The 21,258-nt window shown below is 65.4% G+C and carries 23 protein-coding genes; 13 read left to right on the top strand and 10 right to left on the bottom strand.

Annotated features, from left to right (window positions below; translation table 11 throughout):
• Positions 1 to 33: 33 nt before the first annotated feature.
• The 5 genes from AC0YKC_RS23050 to AC0YKC_RS23030 form a co-directional block, all read right to left on the bottom strand.
• Positions 34 to 2,202 carry a malate synthase G gene (locus tag AC0YKC_RS23050; RefSeq protein ID WP_488512704.1) on the bottom strand — a complete coding sequence of 723 codons (2,169 nt, stop codon included), beginning with the start codon at positions 2,200 to 2,202 and terminating at the stop codon, positions 34 to 36.
• Positions 2,203 to 2,452: 250 nt separating this feature from the next.
• Positions 2,453 to 4,474: a hydantoinase/oxoprolinase family protein gene (locus AC0YKC_RS23045; protein WP_320294047.1), complete on the bottom strand. Its 2,022-nt coding sequence runs from the start codon at positions 4,472 to 4,474 to the stop codon at positions 2,453 to 2,455.
• Between the two features lie 328 nt (positions 4,475 to 4,802).
• Complete coding sequence (locus tag AC0YKC_RS23040) at positions 4,803 to 5,105, bottom strand: cupredoxin domain-containing protein (protein ID WP_320294048.1); 303 nt, start codon at positions 5,103 to 5,105, stop codon at positions 4,803 to 4,805.
• A gap of 58 nt (positions 5,106 to 5,163) precedes the next feature.
• Entirely contained in the window at positions 5,164 to 5,790 is a 627-nt protein-coding gene (locus tag AC0YKC_RS23035; protein ID WP_320294049.1) for a CDGSH iron-sulfur domain-containing protein, read from the bottom strand.
• A gap of 117 nt (positions 5,791 to 5,907) precedes the next feature.
• Entirely contained in the window at positions 5,908 to 6,279 is a 372-nt protein-coding gene (locus AC0YKC_RS23030) for a hypothetical protein (RefSeq protein WP_320294050.1), read from the bottom strand.
• A gap of 252 nt (positions 6,280 to 6,531) precedes the next feature.
• Here AC0YKC_RS23030 and AC0YKC_RS23025 point away from each other — a divergent pair, with 252 nt between their 5' ends.
• The 4 genes from AC0YKC_RS23025 to AC0YKC_RS23010 all read left to right on the top strand — a co-directional run bounded on the left by AC0YKC_RS23025 (position 6,532) and on the right by AC0YKC_RS23010 (position 11,053).
• Entirely contained in the window at positions 6,532 to 8,445 is a 1,914-nt protein-coding gene (locus AC0YKC_RS23025) for a methyl-accepting chemotaxis protein (protein WP_488512703.1), read from the top strand.
• Positions 8,446 to 8,619: 174 nt separating this feature from the next.
• Complete coding sequence (locus AC0YKC_RS23020; protein ID WP_488512702.1) at positions 8,620 to 9,726, top strand: hypothetical protein; 1,107 nt, start codon at positions 8,620 to 8,622, stop codon at positions 9,724 to 9,726.
• Between the two features lie 218 nt (positions 9,727 to 9,944).
• Positions 9,945 to 10,556: a nucleoside triphosphate hydrolase gene (locus AC0YKC_RS23015; protein ID WP_488512701.1), complete on the top strand. Its 612-nt coding sequence runs from the start codon at positions 9,945 to 9,947 to the stop codon at positions 10,554 to 10,556.
• A gap of 170 nt (positions 10,557 to 10,726) precedes the next feature.
• On the top strand, positions 10,727 to 11,053 hold the full coding sequence (locus AC0YKC_RS23010; protein WP_434724817.1) for a hypothetical protein: 327 nt from the start codon (positions 10,727 to 10,729) through the stop codon (positions 11,051 to 11,053).
• Between the two features lie 408 nt (positions 11,054 to 11,461).
• On the opposite strand, the gene AC0YKC_RS23005 is transcribed toward AC0YKC_RS23010, so the two are convergent.
• The 3 genes from AC0YKC_RS23005 to AC0YKC_RS22995 all read right to left on the bottom strand — a co-directional run bounded on the left by AC0YKC_RS23005 (position 11,462) and on the right by AC0YKC_RS22995 (position 13,768).
• Positions 11,462 to 12,166, bottom strand: a complete 705-nt coding sequence (locus AC0YKC_RS23005; protein ID WP_488512700.1) for a glutathione S-transferase family protein — start codon at positions 12,164 to 12,166, stop codon at positions 11,462 to 11,464.
• A gap of 134 nt (positions 12,167 to 12,300) precedes the next feature.
• Entirely contained in the window at positions 12,301 to 13,509 is a 1,209-nt protein-coding gene (locus tag AC0YKC_RS23000; protein WP_320294056.1) for a beta-ketoacyl-[acyl-carrier-protein] synthase family protein, read from the bottom strand.
• Positions 13,510 to 13,513: 4 nt separating this feature from the next.
• Positions 13,514 to 13,768 (bottom strand): acyl carrier protein, encoded by a 255-nt coding sequence (locus AC0YKC_RS22995; protein ID WP_126063251.1) that lies wholly within the window; start codon positions 13,766 to 13,768, stop codon positions 13,514 to 13,516.
• Between the two features lie 202 nt (positions 13,769 to 13,970).
• On the opposite strand from AC0YKC_RS22995, the gene AC0YKC_RS22990 reads away from it, so the two are divergent.
• From AC0YKC_RS22990 to AC0YKC_RS22970, 5 genes are read left to right on the top strand one after another with little or no spacing between them, the layout of a single operon-like run.
• Entirely contained in the window at positions 13,971 to 14,858 is an 888-nt protein-coding gene (locus AC0YKC_RS22990; RefSeq protein WP_488512699.1) for an urease accessory protein UreD, read from the top strand.
• A 21-nt stretch (positions 14,859 to 14,879) separates the two neighbouring features.
• Positions 14,880 to 15,182: an urease subunit gamma gene (locus AC0YKC_RS22985; RefSeq protein ID WP_041003069.1), complete on the top strand. Its 303-nt coding sequence runs from the start codon at positions 14,880 to 14,882 to the stop codon at positions 15,180 to 15,182.
• Between the two features lie 12 nt (positions 15,183 to 15,194).
• Entirely contained in the window at positions 15,195 to 15,449 is a 255-nt protein-coding gene (locus tag AC0YKC_RS22980; RefSeq protein ID WP_488512697.1) for a DUF1272 domain-containing protein, read from the top strand.
• Positions 15,450 to 15,474: 25 nt separating this feature from the next.
• Entirely contained in the window at positions 15,475 to 16,068 is a 594-nt protein-coding gene (locus tag AC0YKC_RS22975) for a HupE/UreJ family protein (RefSeq protein WP_320294059.1), read from the top strand.
• Between the two features lie 7 nt (positions 16,069 to 16,075).
• Positions 16,076 to 16,381, top strand: coding sequence for an urease subunit beta (locus tag AC0YKC_RS22970; protein ID WP_320294060.1), 306 nt, complete (start codon positions 16,076 to 16,078; stop codon positions 16,379 to 16,381).
• Positions 16,382 to 16,416: 35 nt separating this feature from the next.
• Here AC0YKC_RS22970 and AC0YKC_RS22965 read toward each other — a convergent pair whose 3' ends face one another.
• Together AC0YKC_RS22965 and AC0YKC_RS22960 are read right to left on the bottom strand one after the other, a co-directional pair.
• Positions 16,417 to 16,896, bottom strand: coding sequence for a hypothetical protein (locus AC0YKC_RS22965; protein WP_320294451.1), 480 nt, complete (start codon positions 16,894 to 16,896; stop codon positions 16,417 to 16,419).
• A gap of 147 nt (positions 16,897 to 17,043) precedes the next feature.
• Positions 17,044 to 17,421 (bottom strand): hypothetical protein, encoded by a 378-nt coding sequence (locus tag AC0YKC_RS22960; RefSeq protein WP_320294061.1) that lies wholly within the window; start codon positions 17,419 to 17,421, stop codon positions 17,044 to 17,046.
• A 182-nt stretch (positions 17,422 to 17,603) separates the two neighbouring features.
• Between AC0YKC_RS22960 and ureC the strand changes: the two genes are divergently transcribed.
• From ureC to AC0YKC_RS22940, 4 genes are all read left to right on the top strand, one after another.
• Positions 17,604 to 19,316 (top strand): urease subunit alpha, encoded by a 1,713-nt coding sequence (gene ureC / locus AC0YKC_RS22955; RefSeq protein ID WP_430699224.1) that lies wholly within the window; start codon positions 17,604 to 17,606, stop codon positions 19,314 to 19,316.
• Between the two features lie 62 nt (positions 19,317 to 19,378).
• Complete coding sequence (locus AC0YKC_RS22950; protein WP_488512695.1) at positions 19,379 to 19,867, top strand: DUF29 domain-containing protein; 489 nt, start codon at positions 19,379 to 19,381, stop codon at positions 19,865 to 19,867.
• Between the two features lie 38 nt (positions 19,868 to 19,905).
• The gene (locus AC0YKC_RS22945) at positions 19,906 to 20,499 is read left to right on the top strand and encodes a hypothetical protein (RefSeq protein ID WP_488512693.1); all 594 of its coding nucleotides are present in this window, start codon (positions 19,906 to 19,908) and stop codon (positions 20,497 to 20,499) included.
• A 56-nt stretch (positions 20,500 to 20,555) separates the two neighbouring features.
• A complete protein-coding gene (locus tag AC0YKC_RS22940) occupies positions 20,556 to 21,191 on the top strand; it encodes a glutathione S-transferase family protein (RefSeq protein ID WP_488512692.1) in 636 nt (211 codons plus the stop codon).
• Positions 21,192 to 21,258: the final 67 nt, after the last annotated feature.

The following is a 21,258-nucleotide window of genomic DNA, read 5'->3' as shown; positions in this document are numbered from 1 at the left end:
CTTGCGGGCCCTCAAGGGATGGCCGACGCCGCGCTACCGCTCTCGCGCCTTCAGCTCCAGCCGCCGCGCGTGCAGCACCGGCTCGGTATAGCCGTTGGGCTGCACCGTGCCCTTGAACACCAGGTCGCAGGCGGCCTGGAAGGCGATGGAATTGTCGAAGTCAGGGGCCATCGGCCGGTAGAGCGGGTCGCCGACATTCTGGCGGTCGACGATGGCCGCCATGCGCTGCAGCGAGTCACGCACCTGGATCTCCGAGCACACTTTGTGGCGCAGCCAGTTGGCGATGTGCTGCGAGGAGATGCGCAGCGTGGCGCGGTCCTCCATCAGGCCGACATCGTTGATATCAGGCACTTTCGAGCAGCCGACGCCCTGGTCGATCCAGCGCACGACGTAACCCAGAATGCCCTGCGCATTGTTGTCGAGCTCGCGCTGGATCTCATCCGGCGTCCAGTTCGGCCGCACCGCGACCGGCACCGAGAGAATATCGTCGAGCTTCGCCTTCGGCCGGCTCTTCAGCGCCGCCTGCACGGCGTGCACATCGACCTTGTGATAGTGCGTGGCGTGCAGCGTCGCGGCTGTCGGCGACGGCACCCAGGCGGTGTTGGCGCCGGCCTTGGGGTGCGCGATCTTCTGCTCCAGCATCGCCGCCATCAGGTCGGGCATCGCCCACATGCCCTTGCCGATCTGGGCGTGGCCGGCCAGCCCGCATTCGAGGCCCGTATCGACATTCCAGGCCTCATAGGCGGAGATCCAGGCGGCCTGCTTCATGTCGCCCTTGCGGATCATCGGGCCGGCTTCCATCGAGGTGTGGATCTCGTCGCCGGTGCGGTCGAGGAAGCCGGTGTTGATGAACACCACGCGCTCCTTCGCGGCGCGGATCGCTTCCTTGAGGTTGACGGTGGTGCGCCGCTCCTCGTCCATGATGCCCATCTTGATGGTGTTTTTCGGCATGCCGAGCAGCGCCTCGACGCGATCGAAGATCTCGACGGCGAAGGCGACCTCCTCCGGCCCATGCATCTTCGGCTTCACCACATACATCGAACCGGCGCGGGAATTCGCGCGCCGGCCGTTCTCGCCGACATCGTGCAGCGCGATCAGCGCGGTGAGCGCGGCATCCATGATGCCTTCCGGCACCTCGTTGCCGTCGCGGTCGGTGATCGCCGGATTGGTCATCAGGTGGCCGACATTGCGCACCAGCATCAGCGAGCGTCCGGGCAAAAGCAGCTGGCCGCCATTCGGCGCCGTGTAGCGGCGGTCCGGATTGAGGGTGCGGGTAAAGCTCTTGCCGCCCTTGGTGATCTCTTCCGCCAGGTCGCCCTTCATCAGGCCGAGCCAGTTGCGGTAGACGACGACCTTGTCCTCGGCATCGACGGCCGCGACCGAATCCTCGCAGTCCTGGATGGTGGTGAGAGCCGATTCCAGGATGACGTCGGCGATGCCCGCGGCATCGGTCCTGCCGATCTGGTTGGCGCGATCGATGACGATCTCGATGTGCAGCCCGTTCTTCACCAGGAGCACGGCTTCGGGATTGGCGGCATCGCCGCGATAGCCGGCGAACTGTTTCGGGTCGGCGAGCGTCGTGGCGCCGGCGCCCTCGCCCAGCTTCAACGCGCCGTTCTCGACCGTCAGCCCATTGACGCCGGCCCATCTGCCCGTGGTCAGCGGCACCGACTGGTCGAGGAAATCCCTGGCCCAGGCGATCACCTTGGCGCCGCGCGCGGGGTTGAACCCCTTGCCCTTCTCGGCGCCGCCGGTCTCGGGAATGGCGTCGGTGCCGTAGAGCGCGTCGTAGAGCGAGCCCCAGCGCGCATTGGCGGCGTTGAGCGCATAGCGCGCATTCATCACCGGCACGACGAGCTGCGGCCCGGCGACGACGGCGATCTCGGGGTCGACATGATCCGTGCTGACGCTGAAGGCCGGGCCATCCGGCACCAGATAGCCGATCTCCTTCAGGAAATTCTTGTAGACTTCCATGTCGATCGGCGCGCCGTTTTCGCGATACCAGCCGTCGAGCTTTTCCTGCATGGCGTCGCGCTTGGCCAGCAGCGCGCGGTTCTTCGGCGCGAGGTCGTGGACGATCTCTGAAAATCCGGTCCAGAATTGTTCGGCGTCGATGCCGGTGCCGACTGCGGCCTCTTCGGCCACGAAGTCATGGAGCTCCCGGGCAATCTGCAACCCGGCGATCTCGATGCGGTCGGTCATCAGCACGTCTCCAGATAGGTAGCTTGCCGGGCCTTTGGCATGTTTGGGGTTGCGGGGTCAATTCGGCTTAGGGTGTAGGGAGCGCTGCCTTCTCCTTCTCCCCTTGTGGGAGAAGGTGTCGCCGAAGGCGACGGATGAGGGGTGCTCCAGGGAAAACCAGCGTCTCACTCCGCTGGAACACCCCTCATCCGTCTCGGCGCTGCGCGCCGATCCACCTTCTCCCACAAGGGGAGAAGGAAAAAAAGCGCCCTCACACCGCGATCCGCGGCCGTCCCGACGCCACTGCCACCACATGCGCCTCGATGAACATGCGCTGGCCCTCGATGGTCGAGACCTTGAACTCGGTGGCGACGTCGATCTCGGCGCTGTCGGTGCCGGCGTCTTTCGCGCGCTCGGCGGCGATCGCGCGTACATCGGCCTTGGCCGCCGCTATCGCCTTGTCCTCGTCGATGAAGTCGCGCACCGTCTGGCCGGAGGCAAGGCGGAACAGGCCTTCCTTGGGCTGGCTGACGCGGGCTTCGGCCGAGACGCGAACCTGGCCGACCACGGCGCCGAGCGCGTTGGCGACGTCGGTGTCTTCCGGCACGATGCAACCATTGCCGACGAGCGGCGGCAGGCCTGCATAATGCAGCGGCGCCGACGCCCCGAGGCCGATGACCGGGCGGTCGAGCGCGACGGTGAAGCGGGCGATGCCCGGATGGGCGTCGACCGCGCGCTGCACCAGCGCGTGCGCGACGGTGGCGGCGCCGTCCAGCCCGTCCTCGGCGAAGGCAGTTTCGAGGATGTATTCGGCCGACCAGCGGGTCAGCGTGACGAGCACGCGCTCGGCCAATGCTTCCGGCGTCGCCGCAATCGCCTGGCCGCGGCCGTCGCGGCGGCGCGCGAAGAGCTCGGCGCCGAGGCGCGCGGTGGCGGCGTCCCAATTGGCCTGTTTTCCCAGCACATGCGCGGCATCCGACGGGGTGAAGCCGCTGATGTGCACGAGACCACGCGCCACCAGCCGGTTCAGCGTGGCGTTCTGTGCGTTGGAGGCGAGCAGCCTATCGAGCGCCAGCGGGGTGGCGCCGATCGTCTCGTAGAGTTTTGCTTCCGGCGCGGTGAGGCCGGCGGCGAGCCGGTCCGGCACGCCGGTGCGGACGGCAAAGCGCCCGTCCATGCGACCGGGGTTCGGCGCGCGCAGCTGGCGCTCCAGTTCCGACGTCACCGCCTCGCCATGCACCATGCCGGAAAGCGCCAGCGGCACCAGGCGGCGCGGTCCAAGCAGGATTTTCGGGTCGAGCGCGCCGTCTTCCAGCGCCACTTCCGAGTCGCCGCCGAGGCCGAAGGTGCGCATGGCGACCGCTTCGACCATGGTGCGGAAACCGCCGACCGTGGCGCCTTCCGGGTCGAGGCGCGGCCGGCCGCCATCGAGCACGGCGACGTCGGTGGTGGTGCCGCCGATATCCGAGACCATGGCGTCGTCCAGCCCGGTCATGTGGCGGGCGCCGACAAGGCTGGCGGCGGGGCCGGAGAGGATCGTCTCGATCGGCCGCTGGCGGGCGAAGGCCGCCGACACCAGCGCGCCGTCGCCGCGCACCACCATCAGCGGTGCCGCGATGCCGCGTTTGGCGAGGAAACCTTCGGTCGCCGCGACCAGCCGGTCGATCATCGAGATCAGGCGGGCGTTGAGCAAGGTGGTGAGCGCGCGGCGCGGGCCGCCGAGCTTGGCCGAAAGCTCATGACTGGCGGTGACCGGCAGGCCGGTCTTCTCGCGGACGAGATCGCGGGCCGCAAGCTCATGCGCCGGGTTGCGGGTGGCGAAATAGGCGCAGACGGCGAAGCCCGACACCGAGCCGCCGAGTTCGGGGAGCGCCGCCTCGAGGCCTGAAAGGTCGAGTTTTGCGGCATTGCCATGCACGTCATGGCCGCCGGGGCAGAACACCACGGGATCGGTGCCCAGCGCGGTCTTGAGCCCATCACGGGCAAGGTCGGCCTCGGAAAAGCCGATCATGACCAGCGCCACGCGCCCACCCTGGCCCTCGACCAGCGCGTTGGTGGCTAAAGTCGTCGACATCGAGACCAGCTTGATGGCGGCCGGGTCGGTGCCGGATTGCTGAAGCACCGCGTCCACCGCTCCGGAAATGCCGACGGCGAGATCGTGGCGCGTGGTGAGCGACTTCGCCTTGGCCAGAACTTTTCCCTTGGGGCCACCTTCCTCGGACCACAGCACGGCGTCGGTGTAGGTGCCGCCGGTGTCGATGCCGAGGAAGAGAGGGTGAGGTTTGGCGGTCATTTGGGGCGGCAGTCCGGGCAAGAGGTTTGATGTCTGCCCCTTAGCCGATACGCGCTGGCGGATAAAGGAGGGAGGGATGGGCCAAGGATGCGGCGTTGGGCGCTAAGAGATGTCGGCGCGAGGCCCCCCTCTCTGTCCTGCCGGACATCTCCCCCTCAAGGGGGAGATTGGCAGCTTCAGCGCCGGCGCTCCCCTTGCAACGTTGGGGAATAGCGAAAGCCGGCGTGACATCTGATCTCCCCCATGGGGGGAGATGGCCGGCAGGACAGAGAGGGGGGCTGTCCTGCCGACGTCTCAAGGCTTGGGTTGCGGGCGCCCTCAGCGCCGCCTACTTCGCCGTGACGGTGCCCTTCATCGAGCTGTGGATGGCGCAGTGGAATGGGTGCGCGCCGGCGGCTGTTATCTTGACCTTGGCGCTCTTGCCCGTGGCGAGTTGGCCGGTGTCGAAGGAACCATCGAGCGCGGTGGCGGTGTGCGTCATCGGATCGGCATTGGTGAAGGTGATGGTGTCGCCAACGGCAACGCTGACCTTCGACGGGTTGAATTTCATGCCCTTGATCTGGACCGCGTGATTGGCGGCATAGGCGGGCATGGCCAAGGCAAGCAAAGCAAGGACGAGCATGGTGCGCATGATGGATATCCTCCCGAGCGCGAAACCTCATCCTTAACTAACGCCGGCGCGGCGCTTGTCATCCCACGAACCCCACCTTTTTATGGCTCCCATCGCAAAACGGCTTGTTGGCCGAATGCCCGCAGCGGCAGAGGAAGACCTTGGTGGTGCGGGCGATGGTGTGGCCGGTGCCGGTGACGATCTCGGCATTGCCTTCGACCTTGAGCGGGCCGTTGACGGTGGGCGTGACCTTCAGCGGGCCATCCCGTGCTTCCAGCACCTGCGCTTCCTTCAGCGGCGGCTCGCCGGTGGCGGTGAAGCCGCCCTTGATGTGGCTGTTGTCGCAGAACGGCTTGTTCTGCGACAGGCCGCAGCGGCAGAGCGTGGCGCGCAAGAGGGTTTCGTCGCCCAGCACGATCTCGGCATGCACCGCCAGCGGACCGTTCTCCCTCAACCGCACGGTGTTGACCACCGGCGGCTTCTCCTGCGGGCCGCCGTCCTTACGGTTGTAGGTGATGGCGCCGGACGGGCAATTCTGCGCCAGCGCCACGACCTGCTCGACGCTGGCCGCCTCCGGGTGGATCCACTCGCCCGGAGCGTTGGGCACGAAGACATGCGGGTTGCCGAGCACGCAATTGCGCGAATGGATGCAGCGCTTGCCGCTGAAAGAAACGTCGATCTTCTCGCCTTCGACCGTGCCTGCCATGGGGCTCTCCTCTAGTGGGTTGAGGCAAGGCTAGGGCGGCGGTGCGAAGGGCGTCAAGCTGGGAGGATGGGCAGCCTTTCCCTTCTTCCACAAGGGGAGAAGGGGAAACGCCTCCCGCTACTGCTCCAGGTCGATCTCCTCGGTCTGGCCGCCACTGCAGGTGTAGCAGCAGTCTTCGCAGGTTTCCTTGTTGTTCGGGCCGACGCCCCAATAGGTGCTCTCGTCGCCGTCGACCCAGGCGCCGTAGCAGATCTTCTCGCCCTCGTTGCAGGAGATCGGCAATTGCTTGGTCTCTCCGTCGTCGAGGTAGAAATCCTTGCCCTCGCCCGGCCAGACATAGTCGCGGTCCTGGCTGTAGAGCTCGACGCGCATGGCGTTGGGATGGTTGTTCTTGATCTGGAACGTGACGTCGCCGGCATGAGCGGCGGGTGCGAACGGCACGGCAAGCAAAAGCGCGACGGCAGCGCGGCGCGCGAAAGAGATGGACATGAAGACCCCCGAGGTAGAATCGGCCTCCACAGCCGATGCGCGATGATGGCATGGCGCCAGCCAATGCCAAGGGGTGGGGATGAAAATAGCTGAGTGAATTTGGTTGGCGAGGCGGAGGCGCCGGCTGATCTCCCCTTGTAGGCCCCTTGGGGGAGATCGGATGCTGGTTAGGCTTTCGCCAATAGCCAGCCCCCGCTTTGCCATCCCCGCCCCCTTGCCGCTATGATGGCGCATCGATTTGGGGGGATCGGCATGTCGGAAATCGCCACAGGTACGACTTCGCTGCTCAGGGCCTCGCTCAGCCGCACCGGCAAATGGGCGGCGAGCTTCGCCTTCGTCAGCGGCGCGGTCGGCGACGTGCTCAACCCGCTCGGACCCTTCGCCGCCTATATCGCGCTGGGCGCCGCGGTCGCGGCTTTGATCATCGCCATCGCCATGGTGCTGCGCCTGGTGCTGGCGGCAAAAGCCATGCCGGCGCTGATCTTCGCCACCAGCGCCGCGGCGATCGCCGGCGGCATCTACGGCATCCAGCAGGAAACCAATTCGCAGAACGGCGTGATCGCCAATCTCGTGCCGGCGGTCGCCGAGCTGCAGCAGTCGCTGGGCATCGTCTCCGAAAAAGTGGCGAAGATCGAAAAGACCGTCACCGAAACGCAGAAGACCGTCGAGGACGTCAAGAAATCCACCGACGCGGTGGCAAAGACGACCGAAGAGATCGCGCAGACGCAGACTAGGCAGACCGCGCAGGGCGCCGAGACGCAGAAGACCGTGGAGGCGGTGAAGCAGGCGACCGATACGGTCGCGCAGAAATCCGAGCAGATCGCCTCCGCCCAGCAGCAGCAGGCTGAGCAAGGCGCTCAGACACAGAAAACCGTCGAGGCGGTCAAGCAAACCACCGACACACTCGCCGCGGGCCAGCAACAGCAGCAGGCACAGGCCGAAAAGCTGCAGGCGACGACCGAGCAGATCGCCGCTTCGATCGACACGATTGCCAAGGGCTTTGCGCAGCTTTCGGCCCAGGGAGGGGCGATCGCCGATCCCAAGCGCCCGGACGAGTTCTACCACAATGCCCGCGTCTATGAGCTGGCCGGCGACATGCTGAACGCCCGCCGTTCCTATCTCGCCTTTGCCGGCTTCGATGTCGACGCCATCGATCCCTATACGCGCTTCGCCACGCTGCTCAGGGTCCAGGACGGCAAGGCCGGCGCCCGCGAAGTGTTCGGCTCACTGGCCGAAAAGGCCAAGGCGCCGTCGATCAAGCTCGTCCATCTCCTTCAGTTCGACGATGCCCAGCGGCTCGACAAGCTCAACGCTTTCATTTCAGCCAATCCGGATTACGCGCCGGCTTACTTCCTGCTGGCGCAGGAGTTCTCCGAGGACCGCCTGGGCAGCCAGACGCTCGCCGACAAGCGCAGCGAGGCGCAGGCGTTGACCAAATTCTCCTCCTACGAGAAGGACGGCGGCCTGCTCAAATATTTCGTCGACCAGACGCAACTGGCCGACTGGCTGGACCGCAGCCGCAGCCGGCTGGCCGCCCTTGGCGACGTGCTCGACCCATCGCGCTTCGCGCCGACACTGACGCCGACCCGCTCCAACGCCGGCTGGTCGATGACGATCTCGCTGCCCGAGCCGGCGACGGCGATTTCCTGGCGGCTCGGCGATAGCGGCTCGTTCACCTATACCGGTCTGATGGCGATGAACGACCAGCGCACCGGCAAGCCGATGCCCAATCCGAGCTTCGAATTGCCCGACAGCACCGCCGCGTCCACCATCGCGATCAAATATCTCGACATCCGGGGCCGCGAGACCGGTCCCTTCGCCATCCGCTTCGACCCCGATGCCGCGCTGCAGCAGGAGAACAAGCAGATCCTCGACCAGTTCTGGACGTCATGGATCGCCTTCGACTCCGGCGGTAATCACGGCCTCGTCTATTTCACCCAGATGCTGTCCTACCGCTGCGCCATCAAGGAACTGCACTACAGCCTGAACGGCACGGGGCTCGATAAGGAGATCAAGATGCCGCCTTGCGACGCCAAGGACCCTTACGCCATTCCCTCCGACTACCAGCCCTATTTCAAGGTCAAGGACGACGTGAAATCGATGGCGGTGCAGGTGACCTATACCGACGGCACGAAATCGCCGGTCAGGGAGTATAAGAGGCAGTAGTATGCCTCTTTCTCCCCGTTTACGGGGATAAATGCCCGGCAGGGCAATAAGGGCAAGCGTTTGCGACCACAAGTGGCGGCTCCGGCCGCGTCTGATGCAAAATGCCAGACGCCCCGCTTGCGCGCCCTCCATCGGACAGGCTTTGCTATCCTCAAAGATTCGCGGGAGGCATTCATGGATACGGTCACGATCGGCGCAAAAGGCATCTCGGTCTCGCTCGATCTCGCGGTCGGCCATATCGCCGCGATGGATATCGAGGCCGACGGTCGCGTTCTAAAACCCCTGCATCGCGCCCCCTGGGTCGGATCGCCGCGCGAAAGCCTGCCGGAAAACCTGCCCGAAGGCACGGTCCGCCTGTCCGGCGATTTCCTCTGCGCGCCGTTCTCCACCAGCGATGTCGAGGCGGCACCCCTGCATGGGTGGTCGGCCAACAGTGCGTGGGACGTCGTCGAGAACGGCGCCATTGCGGGCGGCTGGCGCGCCGTCTTCCGGCTGCGCCGCAAGGTCATAGGCGCCACCATCGACAAGGTCTTCACGCTGCGCGACGGCCACCCCTTCCTCTACCAGGAACACATCTTTTCCGGCGGCTCCGGCGCGATCTCCGTCGCCCATCATCCGATGACGGTGATGACGGGCGGCGGCCGGCTAGCCTTCTCGCCCAAGCGCATGGCGGTCACGCCCCCGACGCCGCCGGAGCCGGATCCGGCGCGCGGCCGGTCCATGCTGGCCTATCCGGCCCGCGCCGGCGATCTCGCGCGGTTCCCGCTGGCCGCCGGTGGCACCACCGACCTCACCGATTACCGCATGGAAGACCGGCGCGAGGACTTCATCACCCTGGTCGAGGCGGATCACGGCGGCCCGGGCTGGACGGCGATCGCCCGCCGCGCCGAGCAGGACCTTGTGCTGGTGCTGAAGAACCCGGCCGAACTGCCGGTGACCATGCTGTGGTTCTCGAATGGCGGTCGCGACTACGCGCCCTGGAGCGGCCGCCATATCGGCGTGCTCGGCGTCGAGGACGGCCGCACGGCCGTCGGCCACGCCGCCTCGCTCGGCGACAACTGGCTGAAGCATGAAGGCGTGGCGACGGCCTTCGCGCTCGCCGAGGGGCGGTCGGTCTCGTTCCGCCACGTCATCGGTGGGGTTCCGTTCGACGAGGTCGAGCCGCCGAGCGGCCTGGTATCGGCGCCTGATCGCCTGCGCGTCCTCGCCGCCGGCGGCGCGGCGCGGGAGCTGCCCTTCGACGGTGGCTTCCTGCGCATCGGGCGCACGGTTCCTGCCTGAGAGGTCGGGCCAGAGCGCCTGAGAGTTCGTCATTCCAGGGCGGAGCAAGGAGCGAAGCGCTTCGCTCCTTGCTCCGCCCGTGGATGACGATGGGATGGGCGTCTCGGCCAATCTCGAAGGCGGGAAAGCGGTCGAAACTTCGGCATCAAGAAACCAGGTTTGAAATTTCCATCCATACCCGCCAAGATGCCAGCCGAACCGCAGCCGGAAAGCCGCCGATGTCCGAGATCGCCCATATCACCGCCGCCATCTTCAAGCGCGCCGGCAAGGCCAAGCGCTTCGTCGTCGCTATCGCCGGTCCGCCCGGCTCCGGCAAGTCGACACTGTCCGCCTCACTGCATGAGCTTTTGCCGGAGGGCTCATCCGATGTCGTGCCGATGGACGGCTTCCATTATGACGACATCATCCTCGACCGTCGCGGCCTGCGCCCTCGCAAGGGCGCGCCGGAGACCTTCGATTTCGCCGGCTTCGAGACGCTGTTGAAGCGCATCCGCTCGGGCGAGCCCGACATCGCCATTCCGGTCTTCGATCGCAGCATCGAACTGTCGCGCGCGGCCGCCGAAATCGTCGGCGCCGACGCCAAGTTCATCCTGGTCGAGGGCAACTACCTGCTGCTCGACGAGGAGCCGTGGTCGCGGCTGGCGCCTCTGTTCGATTTCACCATCTTCGTCGACGTGCCGCGGGCTGAGCTCGAGCGCCGCCTGATGGAGCGCTGGCGCGAGCATGGCAAGTCCGACGAGGACGCCCGCGCCTGGATCGCCTCCAACGACATGCCCAATATCGAGCGGGTGCTGGCGCGGCGCCGGCAGGCCGACATGGTCATTGGTTAATGACTGGTCATTGGTTAACCTGCTCAATTTTCAATAGTTTCCGGCGGGAACTTTAAGGTTTTCACGCCGTTATGCCCCTATCCCGAATTGTCCGGCGCCGGAGCAATTCCAGGAAGGCGAGCAGCGCTTTTCGTCCGGAGTTGCGAAAAGAAAAGAGCAGGAGCCGTCAGATGGCAACCAACAGCAGAAAACCCGCGCCCAAGAAAGGCAAGGCCAACCAATCCAGGACGACGCAGGCCAAGGCTGGCGCCGGCCCCGCAATCGCGGAGCGATCAAAAGACGCCAAGCCGAGTTTCGGCAAGGCGACGCCCAAGAGAGTGACGCCCGGCGCGGTCCACAAGGTCGCGGCCAAGGCCGCGAAGCACCCCAAGCCGGCGGCAAAGAAGTCAGGGCCGATCCGCACCGTGGCAGGCGTCGCCACAGGAGCGGTTGTTGCTACCGCACGGCTCGCGGCGTCCGTGTTCGGCCGCGGTGGCGCCAAGGCCAAGGCGAAATAGCCCTTTTACGCGATTCCGGACGGCGAAGTCGCCGAGCCGGACCTTCGCGATTGGCCGCCACGACAGCTCGGTCGTGATTCTAAGCGGAGCAAGGAGCGAAGCGACGCGCGCAGACCCTGGAATCCATGCCGTGACGCTAAAGCATTGCTCTGGTTGCAGAATTCTGCACCGTTGCCCTCTACGGCAGAGGTCACGGCATGGATACTCGGATCAAGCCCGAGTATGACGACGGGGGTTTCGGCTAGTCTTCAACGTGAGCGCTAGCCGCGCCCACCGCCACCTTCAGCCAAAGCGCCTTTTTGCCGAGCGTCGAAACCAGTCCGGCATGGGCCGCGCGATCGACCTCGGTCAAGTGCGCCCGCAGGGCTTTTTTGTTCCCACCACCGCACGCCTTTACCGGAATCGCCTTCAGCCCTTCGCCGGGATGGTGAGGCCCCGCTTCACCGCCGGCCGCGCCAGGCCGCGCTCCAGCCACTCGGCAACGATCGGGAAATCGTCGAAGCCGACCAGTTCCCGCGCCTCGTAGAAGCCGATCAGGTTGCGCACCCAGCCCAGCATCGACACGTCCGCAATGGTGTAGTCGTCGTCCATGATCCACTTGCGGCCCTTGAGGCGCGTCTCCAGCACGCCGATCAGGCGCCGCGATTCGTCGCGGTAACGCTCCAGCGGCCGCTTGTCGGCAATCTCGCGCCCGGCGAATTTGTGGAAGAAGCCGACCTGTCCGAAGATCGGGCCGATCGCCGCCATCTGGAAGAACACCCACTGGATCGCCTCGTAGCGCCGCGCCGGATCGGCGGGAATGAGCCTGCCGGTCTTGTCGGCCAGATAGAGCAGGATGGCGCCGGATTCGAACAGTCCGATCGGCTTGCCGCCAGGGCCGTCCGGGTCGATGATCGCCGGTATCTTGCCGTTCGGGTTGAGCGACAGGAATTCCGGCGTCCAGCTCTCATTCTTGCCGATGTCGACGTAATGCGGCTCATAGGCAAGGCCGATCTCCTCCAGCGCGATCGAGACCTTCACGCCATTGGGCGTCGTGGCGGAATAGAGCTGCAGGCGGTCGGGGTGCTTGGCCGGCCAGCGCTTGGCGATCGGAAAGGCGGACAGGTCGGTCATCGGAAACTCCGGATGCGGATCGGCGCCGGGCGGCGCTCATGGCGGGTGAGCAAAGAGTTAGGGTCCCGCCCGGCCCGGATCAATACACCGGCAAGCGGCTTGCCATGCACGCACAGTCGACGGACCGGCTGCGATCAGACCGCCTTGAAGGCCAGCACCGCATTGGTTCCGCCGAAGGCGAAACTGTTGCTGAGCGCGGCGCGCACCTTGCGTTCGCGCGCCGTGTTCGGCGTCACGTCGAGGTCGCATTCCGGGTCCGGCTCGCGGTAATTGGCGGTCGGCGGCACGATGCCGTCGCGGATTGCCATCACGCAGGCGATCATCTCCAGCCCGCCGGAAGCGCCGAGGCAATGCGCATGCATCGACTTGGTCGACGACACCGAAAGCGAACGCGCATGCTCGCCGAAGACGCGCTTGATCGCCGCGGTCTCGATCTGGTCGTTGGCCTTGGTGCCGGTGCCGTGCGCGTTGAGATAGTCGACATCTTCGGGATTGAGCCCGGCATCCGCCAGGCAGAAACGCATGGCCGCCTCCGGTCCCTCGACAGTCGGCGCGACGATGTCGGAGGCGTCGGCCGAAAGCCCGACGCCGGCGATCTCGGCTAAAATGGTGGCGCCGCGCGCCATCGCGTGATCGTAGCTTTCAAGCACCGCCATGCCGGCGCCTTCGCCGAGCACCAGGCCTGCGCGATCGGCCGAGAACGGCCGGCACGTGTCGGGCGAAAGCACCCTGAGCGCCTCCCAGCCCTTGAGCACGCCCCACACCAATGGCGCTTCGGTGCCGCCGGCGACCATCACGTCGGCGCGGCCGAGCCTGATCTGGTCGACGGCCGAGGAAATCGCATGGTTGGCCGAAGAGCAGGCTGAAGTGGCGCCGAAGACGGGGCCGCGCAGCCCGAGCGCCATGCTGACCTGGCCGGCGGCCGCGCCCGGCATCACTTTCGGCACGGTGAAGATGGCGGCGCGGTTGCGCCCCTCGAGCAGGATGGCGCGGTAATTCTCTTCGATGGTCTCGAAGCCCGCGACGCCGATACCGACGATTGCGCCCATCCGGTAGGTGTTGTCGGCATGCGCCGTCAATCCGGACTGCCGCATGGCCTCGCGCGCGGCGATCACCGCCAGCAGGCTGAAGCGATCCATCGACACGACCTGCTTGCGGTCGATGCCATGGTCAGGCAATTCCTTGATCTCGCAGCCGGTCTTGACCTTGAGGTCATGCAGCGACGGGTTGTCGATGGGACCGATGGCCGAGCGGCCGGCGCGCATGGCGTCCCACATCGCCGGCACGCCATTGCCAAGCCCGCAAATCCCGCCAATGCCGGTGATGACGACGCGTTTCTGCATGAAGTCAGGCTTTTTTCGCGATCAGTTCGCGAACCGCCTCGACCATGTCGCCGACGTTCTTGAGATTGCTCCAGGCGTCGACCGTGTTCATCTCGATCTCGATGCCGTATTTTTCCTCGAGATCGAAGATGATCTCGGTCAGCTCCAACGAATGGATGCCGAGCGTGCCAAGATCGGTGCTGGTGGTGATTTCCTCGCCGCCGGTATCGGCGTGCGCTTTGATCTTTTCGATGATCTCGGTCGTCAGTTGGTCAGCCATTCGGTTCCTTCCCCTGTCGTTGCCCGACGCCAACTGATCAGCGCCCCTTTTTGATTCCCGGACCCAACAAACACCGTCGCCCTTACCTCGCCAGGTACCGCGCGACCGCTCCAAGGTGGCTTCCCTCTATAGAAACCGAAACGATGTCAAGCAACAAGCGATATCGACAAAGCCGCCGGAGTGCTTAACCTGGATCATGGACATGATCGACGACACCTTGACATCCCAACCTGCCTCGCCCTTGGCACCCCTTTCCTTGCTTGCCGCGCAACGTGTTGCCGGCTTGGGCAGGCTTTTCTGCGGCAAAAACGACGGTCGGACGCGCCTGCAGCGGCTTTACCAGGACGGATCGGCCAAGATTCGCCTGCCGGCGGTAGAAGGCGATCCGCTCGAGGCGGTGCTGATCAACACGGCTGGCGGGCTGACCGGCGGCGATCGTCTCGGCTGGGCGGTCGAGGTCGGCGCCGCCGCCTCCGCCGCCATCACCACCCAGGCCTGCGAGAAGGTCTATCGCGCCGCCGCCGACAGGGCCGAGACAAGCGTCCGCCTGCGGGTCGGTCCAGGTGGCCGCTTGGCCTGGCTACCGCAGGAAACCATCGTTTTCGACCGCGCCGCCTTCGCCCGTACGCTGGATGTCGAGCTTGGCGACGATGCCGAGGCATTGGTGCTGGAAGCCGCGCTGTTCGGCCGGCTGGCGATGGGCGAGCGGACGGTTCGAGGCCGTTTCCATGACCGCTGGCGGGTCCGCCAGGGCGGCGCGCTGATCCATGCCGAGGATTTCCGGATCGGCCCGGATATCGCGGCAACGCTCAAGCGGCCGGCGGCGACCGGCGGCGCGCTGGCCGTCGCCACGTTGCTGCTCGTTTCGCCGCGGGCTGAAAGCCTGCTGGAGCCGGCCCGCGCCATCATCGGCGATCCCGCCATCGGTGGCCCCGTTATCGGCGGCGCCAGTTTCTGGAGCGTCGGCCGATCTGGCAAGCTTCTTGCGAGGCTTTGTGCCGGCGACGGTTACCTGCTCCGCAAGCGGCTGGTTCCGCTCGTCGAACTGCTCAATGGGCGGGCGGGTCTGCCTAAATTGTGGTCACTCTGATTTGGAATACCGGGACATCGCATGAACCTGACGCCGCGTGAAAAAGATAAGCTGCTCATCGCCATGGCGGCGATGGTGGCGCGCAAGCGGCTGGAGCGCGGCGTCAAGCTCAACCATCCCGAAGCCATCGCGTTGATCACCGACTTCGTCGTCGAGGGCGCGCGCGACGGCCGCCCGGTCGCGGAACTGATGGAGGCGGGGGCCCATGTCGTGACCCGCGCCCAGGTCATGGACGGCATTGCCGAGATGATCCACGACGTCCAGGTCGAGGCGACGTTTCCCGACGGCACCAAGCTGGTGACCGTGCACGAACCGATCAGGTGAGGAGAACGACCCGTGCTGGAGCTCAGGCCGAATTGCGAATGCTGCGACAAGGATCTGCCGCCGCAGGCGGCGGATGCGCTGATCTGCACCTTCGAATGCACCTTCTGCGCCGACTGCGTCGACAATGTGCTGGGCGGCGTCTGCCCCAATTGCGGCGGCAATTTCGCGCCGCGGCCGATCCGGCCGGCGGCCAGGCTGACGAAGTATCCGCCATCGACCAGGCGCGTGCTCAAGGCCGAAGGCAGCGGTCCGCGCAAGGCCGCTTGAACAGGTCAATTGGAAGGGCAGAAAGATGATCCCCGCTTCGACGAAACGTACCACACTTGCCGCGATCCTTTTCCTGGCGGCCGCCATGCCGGCCTACGCCCATGTCGGCGCAGGCTCCACCTCGTCTTTTGCCGCCGGCTTCGCGCATCCGCTGTCCGGCCTCGACCACATGACGGTCATGATCGCCGTCGGCCTGTGGGCGGCGCTCAAGGGCGGCAAGGCGATCTGGGCCTGGCCGCTTGCCTTTGTCGGCGTGATGCTGCTCGGCGGTGGGCTCGGCATGCTGCATGTGCCGGTGCCCTTCGTCGAGCCGGGCATCCTCGCTTCCGTCGTGGCGCTCGGCCTGCTCGTGGCGCTGGCGATCGACCTGCCGGTCTCGGCCGGTGTCGCCGTCATCGGCCTGTTCGCGTTATTCCACGGTCACGCCCATGGCACGGAAGTGCCGGAAAACGCCGGCGGGCTGGACTATATGGCGGGCTTCGCGGTGGCCACGGCGCTGCTGCACGGCATCGGCATCGCGGCGGCTCTCGGCCTCGGCCTGCGCTTCCGCCGGCTGGTGCGCGCCGCAGGTGCGGCATGTGCTGCGGTCGGCGTCGGCCTCGCCTTCGGCGTGTTGTGAGGGCGCGATGATCCCCGGCGAAGTCATTGCGGCCAAAGGCGAGATCGAGCTCAACAAGGGGCTGCCGAAGGTGACGCTCAAGGTCGCCAACAGCGGCGACCGGCCGATCCAGGTCGGCAGCCACTATCATTTCTTCGAGACCAATGAGGGCCTGAAATTCGACCGCGAACGCGCGCGCGGCATGCGGCTCGACATCGCCGCCGGCACCGCCATGCGCTTCGAGCCGGGACAGGAGCGCGATGTCACGCTGGTGCCGCTGGGCGGCAAGCGCGAGGTCTATGGTTTCCAGCAGAAGGTGATGGGCAAGTTGTGACGGTGGCCGGCGCGCTCAAATCACTTCGGCGGCCATCACTTCGGGGGTTTGGCGGCGGCATAGATGACGATCCTGCCGGGATTGTCGAACTCCACCGCGAGCACGTCCTCGGCCTGCAGGCGCCGCGAATCGATCGCGTTGAAGAGCAGGGCATTCGCCTCGATCTCCTGGCGCAGTTCGGCCACATCGTCCTTATGCTGCTTGACCTTGTTCTCGATGGCCGGCGGCGGCCCGCCTTCGCTGCGCGCCGCATCGGTCAGGAACACGATGTCGACCGTGTCGAGCTTGGTGGTCTTGCGCACCGTGCCGATATTCTCGCGGGTGCGGTCGATAGCCGTTATGACCTTTCCGGCTTCCGTGCTGGAGAGCGTCTCTTCCTGACGGATGTGGGAATCGACGATCACCGCGGCAGGCTTGCCGCTGTCCAACGGCTGCGCCGCGGGTGCCGCGTGGGGCGCGGCCACCAAAAGCGCGGCGGCAGCCACGCAACTCCATTTTGCACGGCACTTCGCCATCGCTCGCTCCTGACTGAACTCGTGACGGGGCGAAAACAGCGAAACGGTCCTGCTTGGCCGCAGGTTCCCTTCAAAAGCGGGCAGGCGGCCCGCATTCCCTTCAAGATATGGTTGGCGGACCGCGATGCGGCCCGCCTGGGCGCGCAATCAGCTCGCCTTCTTGGTGATCAGCGTCAGCGCGCCGTTGGGCTGCATGCTGGCCGCGATCACCTGCGCGGAGGTCACGCCCTTGGCTTGAAGCGCGGATTTCACCTTGGGCGTCGAGTCGATCGACTTGCGCAAGGTCTGCAGGCCTGCATCGCCGCGCTGCGCCACGATCTGGTTGACCTGTGTCTGTGTGTCCTTGGGCAGTTCGGTGATGTCGACGACGTTGACGCTCTGGATCGCCGGCACCGCGGGCTGAGCTTTCGGTGCAGCCGGAGCGGTTGGCGCCGGGCTGGGCTGCGGCGTCGGCTGCTGCTGGGCATTCGCGGCGCCCGCCATCATCAGGGTGGCGGTCGCGGCGAGAACTATCGCTTTGCGCATGGATATTCCTTCCATCGGTTTTGGAGTGGTTTCGCCCGCCTCAAGCGCCCGAGAGGAACGTCCAAATGGGCGCTCAAGGTGTCGCCGAGCGGGTCATTGCGTGACCATTGGGTGGCGACAATGTGCAGCCCGCGCCCAAACAACGTTGGTTTTGGCAAGCTGAATTTCGGGAGCAATCGCTGATGGCCAGGATTAGCCGTGTCGCCTACGCGCAGATGTATGGACCGACGGTCGGCGACAAGGTGCGGCTTGCCGACACCGAGCTGTTTATCGAGGTCGAAAAAGACCTCACCGTTTATGGCGAGGAAGTGAAATTCGGCGGCGGCAAGGTCATCCGCGACGGCATGGGCCAAAGCCAGGTCACGCGGGCGGGCGGCGCGGTCGATACCGTCATCACCAATGCGCTGGTCGTCGACGCGCTCCTCGGCATCGTCAAGGCCGATATAGGCCTCAAGGACGGCCGCATCGCTGCCATCGGCAAGGCCGGCAATCCGGACACGCAGGCTGGCGTCACCATCATCATCGGCCCGGGCACGGAGATCATCGCCGGCGAAGGCAAGATACTGACCGCCGGCGGCTTCGACGCGCATATCCACTTCATCTGCCCGCAGCAGATCGAGGAAGCGCTGATGAGCGGCGTCACCACGATGCTGGGCGGCGGCACTGGCCCGGCGCATGGCACTTTAGCCACCACCTGCACGCCCGGCCCCTGGCACATGGCGCGCATGATCCAATCCTTCGACGCCTTCCCGATGAACATCGGCCTGTCCGGCAAGGGCAACGCGTCAAAGCCGGCGGCGCTGGAAGAGATGGTGCTGGCCGGCGCCTGCTCGCTGAAGCTGCATGAGGACTGGGGCACGACGCCGGCGGCGATCGACTGCTGCCTGTCGGTCGCCGACGCCTACGATGTGCAGGTGATGATCCACACCGACACCCTGAACGAATCGGGCTTCGTCGAGAACACGGTGGCGGCCATCAAGGGCCGCACCATCCACGCCTTCCACACCGAAGGCGCCGGCGGCGGCCATGCGCCCGACATCATCAAGGTCTGCGGCCTGCCCAACGTCATCCCGTCCTCGACCAATCCGACCAGGCCCTACACGGTCAACACGCTGGCCGAGCATCTCGACATGCTGATGGTCTGCCATCATCTGTCGCCCTCGATCCCCGAGGACATCGCCTTTGCCGAAAGCCGCATCCGCAAGGAGACGATCGCCGCCGAGGACATACTGCACGACATCGGCGCCTTCTCGATCATCTCCTCCGACAGCCAGGCCATGGGCCGTGTCGGCGAGGTGGCGATCCGCTGCTGGCAGACCGCCGACAAGATGAAACGCCAGCGCGGCGCGCTGCCCGGCGAGACCGGCGACAACGACAATTTCCGCGTCCGCCGCTACATCGCCAAATACACCATCAATCCGGCCATCGCGCATGGCCTATCGAAGGAGATCGGCTCGATCACGGTCGGCAAGCGCGCCGATCTGGTGCTGTGGAATCCGGCCTTCTTCGGCGTCAAGCCGGAGATGGTGCTGGTCGGCGGCTCGATCGCCGCGGCCCCGATGGGCGATCCCAACGCCTCGATCCCGACGCCGCAGCCGATGCACTACCGGCCGATGTTCGGCGCCTATGGCAAGGCGCTGACCAATTCATCGGTCACCTTCGTCTCGAAGGCCGCCCTCGACGCCGGACTGCAGGGCAGGCTGGGTGTCGACAAGGCGATGATCGCGGTCGAGAACACGCGCGGCGGCATCGGCAAGCGCTCCATGGTGCTCAACGACGCGACGCCGCATGTCGAAGTCGATCCGGAAACTTATGAGGTTCGCGCCGACGGCGAGCTGCTGACCTGCGAGCCGGCGACCGTGCTGCCTATGGCGCAGCGGTATTTCCTGTTTTGAATGTCCACCTGTCCTGTGCGGCATTTCTTTGCGATTTTCGCGAATTGGGGCATGATGCGCAGATGAACAGGATTGATCGTCTCAGGGCGTCGACGCCCTACGAAGCGGACTTCGTCCAGTGGTGTGCGGAGCAGGGCGCCCTGCTGCGCGAAGGACGTCTTTCCGAGCTTGACCGCGAGAATTTGGCCGAGGAGATCGAGAGCTTGGGGAGGAGGGACAGGCGCGAGATTCGCAGCCGTATGGAGGTATTGATTGCGCATCTCCTGAAATGGGAATTTCAGCCGGGGCACAGATGCCACAGCTGGCAGGCATCAATCTCCGAGCAACGCACCTGGATTGGCAATATCGTCAAGGATAGCCCAAGCCTTCGCCGATTTCCCGCTCAAGTTTTCGAAGAGGCGTACAAAGACGCTTTGCCCGTTGCAGTGCGAGAAACGGGATTAAGAAAGTCGCACTTCCCGATTGAACCTTCTTTCACGGCCAAGCAAGCGCTCGACGACCGATTTTGGCCCGGCGGACCGCTTTCGATGGATGATTTCCTGCGAGACTGACCTACCCGTGTCTCTCCTCCGCATTCCCAGCTAAGGCCATGGCCACCGAAATCGCCTCTCCGCACGATATCTTTCCGCATATCCGCATCGTCATGGGCATGGTGATCGGCCTCGGTGTGACCCGACTGCTTTCGGGAACCGCCCGTATCGTCCAGCACCCCGGCCAGTACCGGATCTACGCGGTGCACCTCGCCTGGGTCGGCTCGGTGCTGCTGATGCTGGTGCATTTCTGGTGGTGGGAGTTCGGGCTCTACGCCATCGAGACCTGGACCTTCGGAAAATACCTTTTCATCATCTTCTACGCCATCACGCTGTTCCTGCTCTGCGCGCTGCTGTTCCCGGATTCGATGCTCGATTACACCTCCTACGAGGACTATTTCTACTCGCGCCGTGCCTGGTTCTTCGGGCTGCTCGGCGCGACTTATCTGCTCGACGTGATCGATACGCTGCTGAAGGGGCCGGAGCATTTCGCCCGCTTCGGCAACGAATATCTGTTCCGCACGCCGGTCTTCGTCGCGCTCTGCGTCGCCGCTATCCTGGTCCGCGACCGCCGCTTCCACATCGCCTTCGTCGCGGCGACGCTGATCTACCAGATATCGTTCATCCTGCGGCTGTTCGACACCATCGTCTAAGTGGGATTGGGCCGATGCCTGCGTTGGTCTAGGATTGGGAGATGCAGGATTCAATCATGTACAAGGCCGTCGGATCGCGCGGCTCCCGCGTCAGCCGGGTGCTCTGGATGCTCGAGGAGCTCGGGCAGCCCTATGAGTTCGTCGAGGTCAAATTGCGCTCGCCCGAGGCCTTTGCGCTCAATCCTTCCGGCAAGGTGCCGATCCTGATCGACGGCGACGTTGAGATTACGGATTCGGCGGCGATCTGCGTCTATCTGGCGGACAAGCACGCGGAGCAGGGCATGGGCGCCACTCCCGGCCTTGCCGGCCGCGCCGAGATGGATTCCTGGATGCATTTCGCCCAGAGCGAATTGGAAGCGCCGCTATGGAACAAGCTGCGCCATCGCTTTCTTTTGCCCAGGGACGTGCGTGTGGATGTCGGGCCAGCCGCGGCCTATGACTTCGCATCCGAAATAAAGGCGCTGGACCGCCGGCTCGGCGACAGGCCCTTTGCGTTGGGCGACCGGTTTTCCGCTGTCGATGTACTGCTCGGCGACATGGGCGGCTGGGCGCGCGCCGGCCGTTTCCCGATCGAATCCGAACGGGTCGATGCCTATTTCGACCGTGTGCTGTCGCGACCCGCTCGTGCCCGCGCCCAAGCCAATGCATCGGCCCGAAAATCGGAATCGATTTTCGGAAAGCACGATGCATAGATTCAAAAAGTGTTAGAGCGTCCTTTTGTGCGTCCAAGAGGACGCGCGGCGCTCTAATGGCGGAGCC

This window comes from Mesorhizobium sp. CNPSo 4661, assembly GCF_057784215.1.
The sequence above is the reverse complement of the archived record's forward strand: the minus strand, read 5'-3'. Positions and strand labels throughout refer to the sequence as shown.

What these genes read in the sequence shown, in the direction of transcription:
- AC0YKC_RS23045 (WP_320294047.1), bottom strand. Translation starts at nt 4,474, where the DNA reads ATGACCGCCAAACCTCACCCTCTCTTCCTCGGCATCGACACCGGCGGC.
- AC0YKC_RS23030 (WP_320294050.1), bottom strand. Translation starts at nt 6,279, where the DNA reads ATGTCCATCTCTTTCGCGCGCCGCGCTGCCGTCGCGCTTTTGCTTGCC.
- AC0YKC_RS22945 (WP_488512693.1), top strand. Translation starts at nt 19,906, where the DNA reads ATGGCCACCGAAATCGCCTCTCCGCACGATATCTTTCCGCATATCCGC.
- AC0YKC_RS23040 (WP_320294048.1), bottom strand. Translation starts at nt 5,105, where the DNA reads ATGCGCACCATGCTCGTCCTTGCTTTGCTTGCCTTGGCCATGCCCGCC.
- AC0YKC_RS22985 (WP_041003069.1), top strand. Translation starts at nt 14,880, where the DNA reads ATGAACCTGACGCCGCGTGAAAAAGATAAGCTGCTCATCGCCATGGCG.
- AC0YKC_RS23020 (WP_488512702.1), top strand. Translation starts at nt 8,620, where the DNA reads ATGGATACGGTCACGATCGGCGCAAAAGGCATCTCGGTCTCGCTCGAT.
- AC0YKC_RS23010 (WP_434724817.1), top strand. Translation starts at nt 10,727, where the DNA reads ATGGCAACCAACAGCAGAAAACCCGCGCCCAAGAAAGGCAAGGCCAAC.
- AC0YKC_RS22995 (WP_126063251.1), bottom strand. Translation starts at nt 13,768, where the DNA reads ATGGCTGACCAACTGACGACCGAGATCATCGAAAAGATCAAAGCGCAC.
- ureC (WP_430699224.1), top strand. Translation starts at nt 17,604, where the DNA reads ATGGCCAGGATTAGCCGTGTCGCCTACGCGCAGATGTATGGACCGACG.
- AC0YKC_RS23005 (WP_488512700.1), bottom strand. Translation starts at nt 12,166, where the DNA reads ATGACCGACCTGTCCGCCTTTCCGATCGCCAAGCGCTGGCCGGCCAAG.
- AC0YKC_RS22990 (WP_488512699.1), top strand. Translation starts at nt 13,971, where the DNA reads ATGATCGACGACACCTTGACATCCCAACCTGCCTCGCCCTTGGCACCC.
- AC0YKC_RS22960 (WP_320294061.1), bottom strand. Translation starts at nt 17,421, where the DNA reads ATGCGCAAAGCGATAGTTCTCGCCGCGACCGCCACCCTGATGATGGCG.
- AC0YKC_RS22970 (WP_320294060.1), top strand. Translation starts at nt 16,076, where the DNA reads ATGATCCCCGGCGAAGTCATTGCGGCCAAAGGCGAGATCGAGCTCAAC.
- AC0YKC_RS23000 (WP_320294056.1), bottom strand. Translation starts at nt 13,509, where the DNA reads ATGCAGAAACGCGTCGTCATCACCGGCATTGGCGGGATTTGCGGGCTT.
- AC0YKC_RS23025 (WP_488512703.1), top strand. Translation starts at nt 6,532, where the DNA reads ATGTCGGAAATCGCCACAGGTACGACTTCGCTGCTCAGGGCCTCGCTC.
- AC0YKC_RS22975 (WP_320294059.1), top strand. Translation starts at nt 15,475, where the DNA reads ATGATCCCCGCTTCGACGAAACGTACCACACTTGCCGCGATCCTTTTC.
- AC0YKC_RS23035 (WP_320294049.1), bottom strand. Translation starts at nt 5,790, where the DNA reads ATGGCAGGCACGGTCGAAGGCGAGAAGATCGACGTTTCTTTCAGCGGC.
- AC0YKC_RS22940 (WP_488512692.1), top strand. Translation starts at nt 20,556, where the DNA reads ATGTACAAGGCCGTCGGATCGCGCGGCTCCCGCGTCAGCCGGGTGCTC.
- AC0YKC_RS23015 (WP_488512701.1), top strand. Translation starts at nt 9,945, where the DNA reads ATGTCCGAGATCGCCCATATCACCGCCGCCATCTTCAAGCGCGCCGGC.
- AC0YKC_RS22965 (WP_320294451.1), bottom strand. Translation starts at nt 16,896, where the DNA reads ATGGCGAAGTGCCGTGCAAAATGGAGTTGCGTGGCTGCCGCCGCGCTT.
- AC0YKC_RS22950 (WP_488512695.1), top strand. Translation starts at nt 19,379, where the DNA reads ATGAACAGGATTGATCGTCTCAGGGCGTCGACGCCCTACGAAGCGGAC.
- AC0YKC_RS23050 (WP_488512704.1), bottom strand. Translation starts at nt 2,202, where the DNA reads ATGACCGACCGCATCGAGATCGCCGGGTTGCAGATTGCCCGGGAGCTC.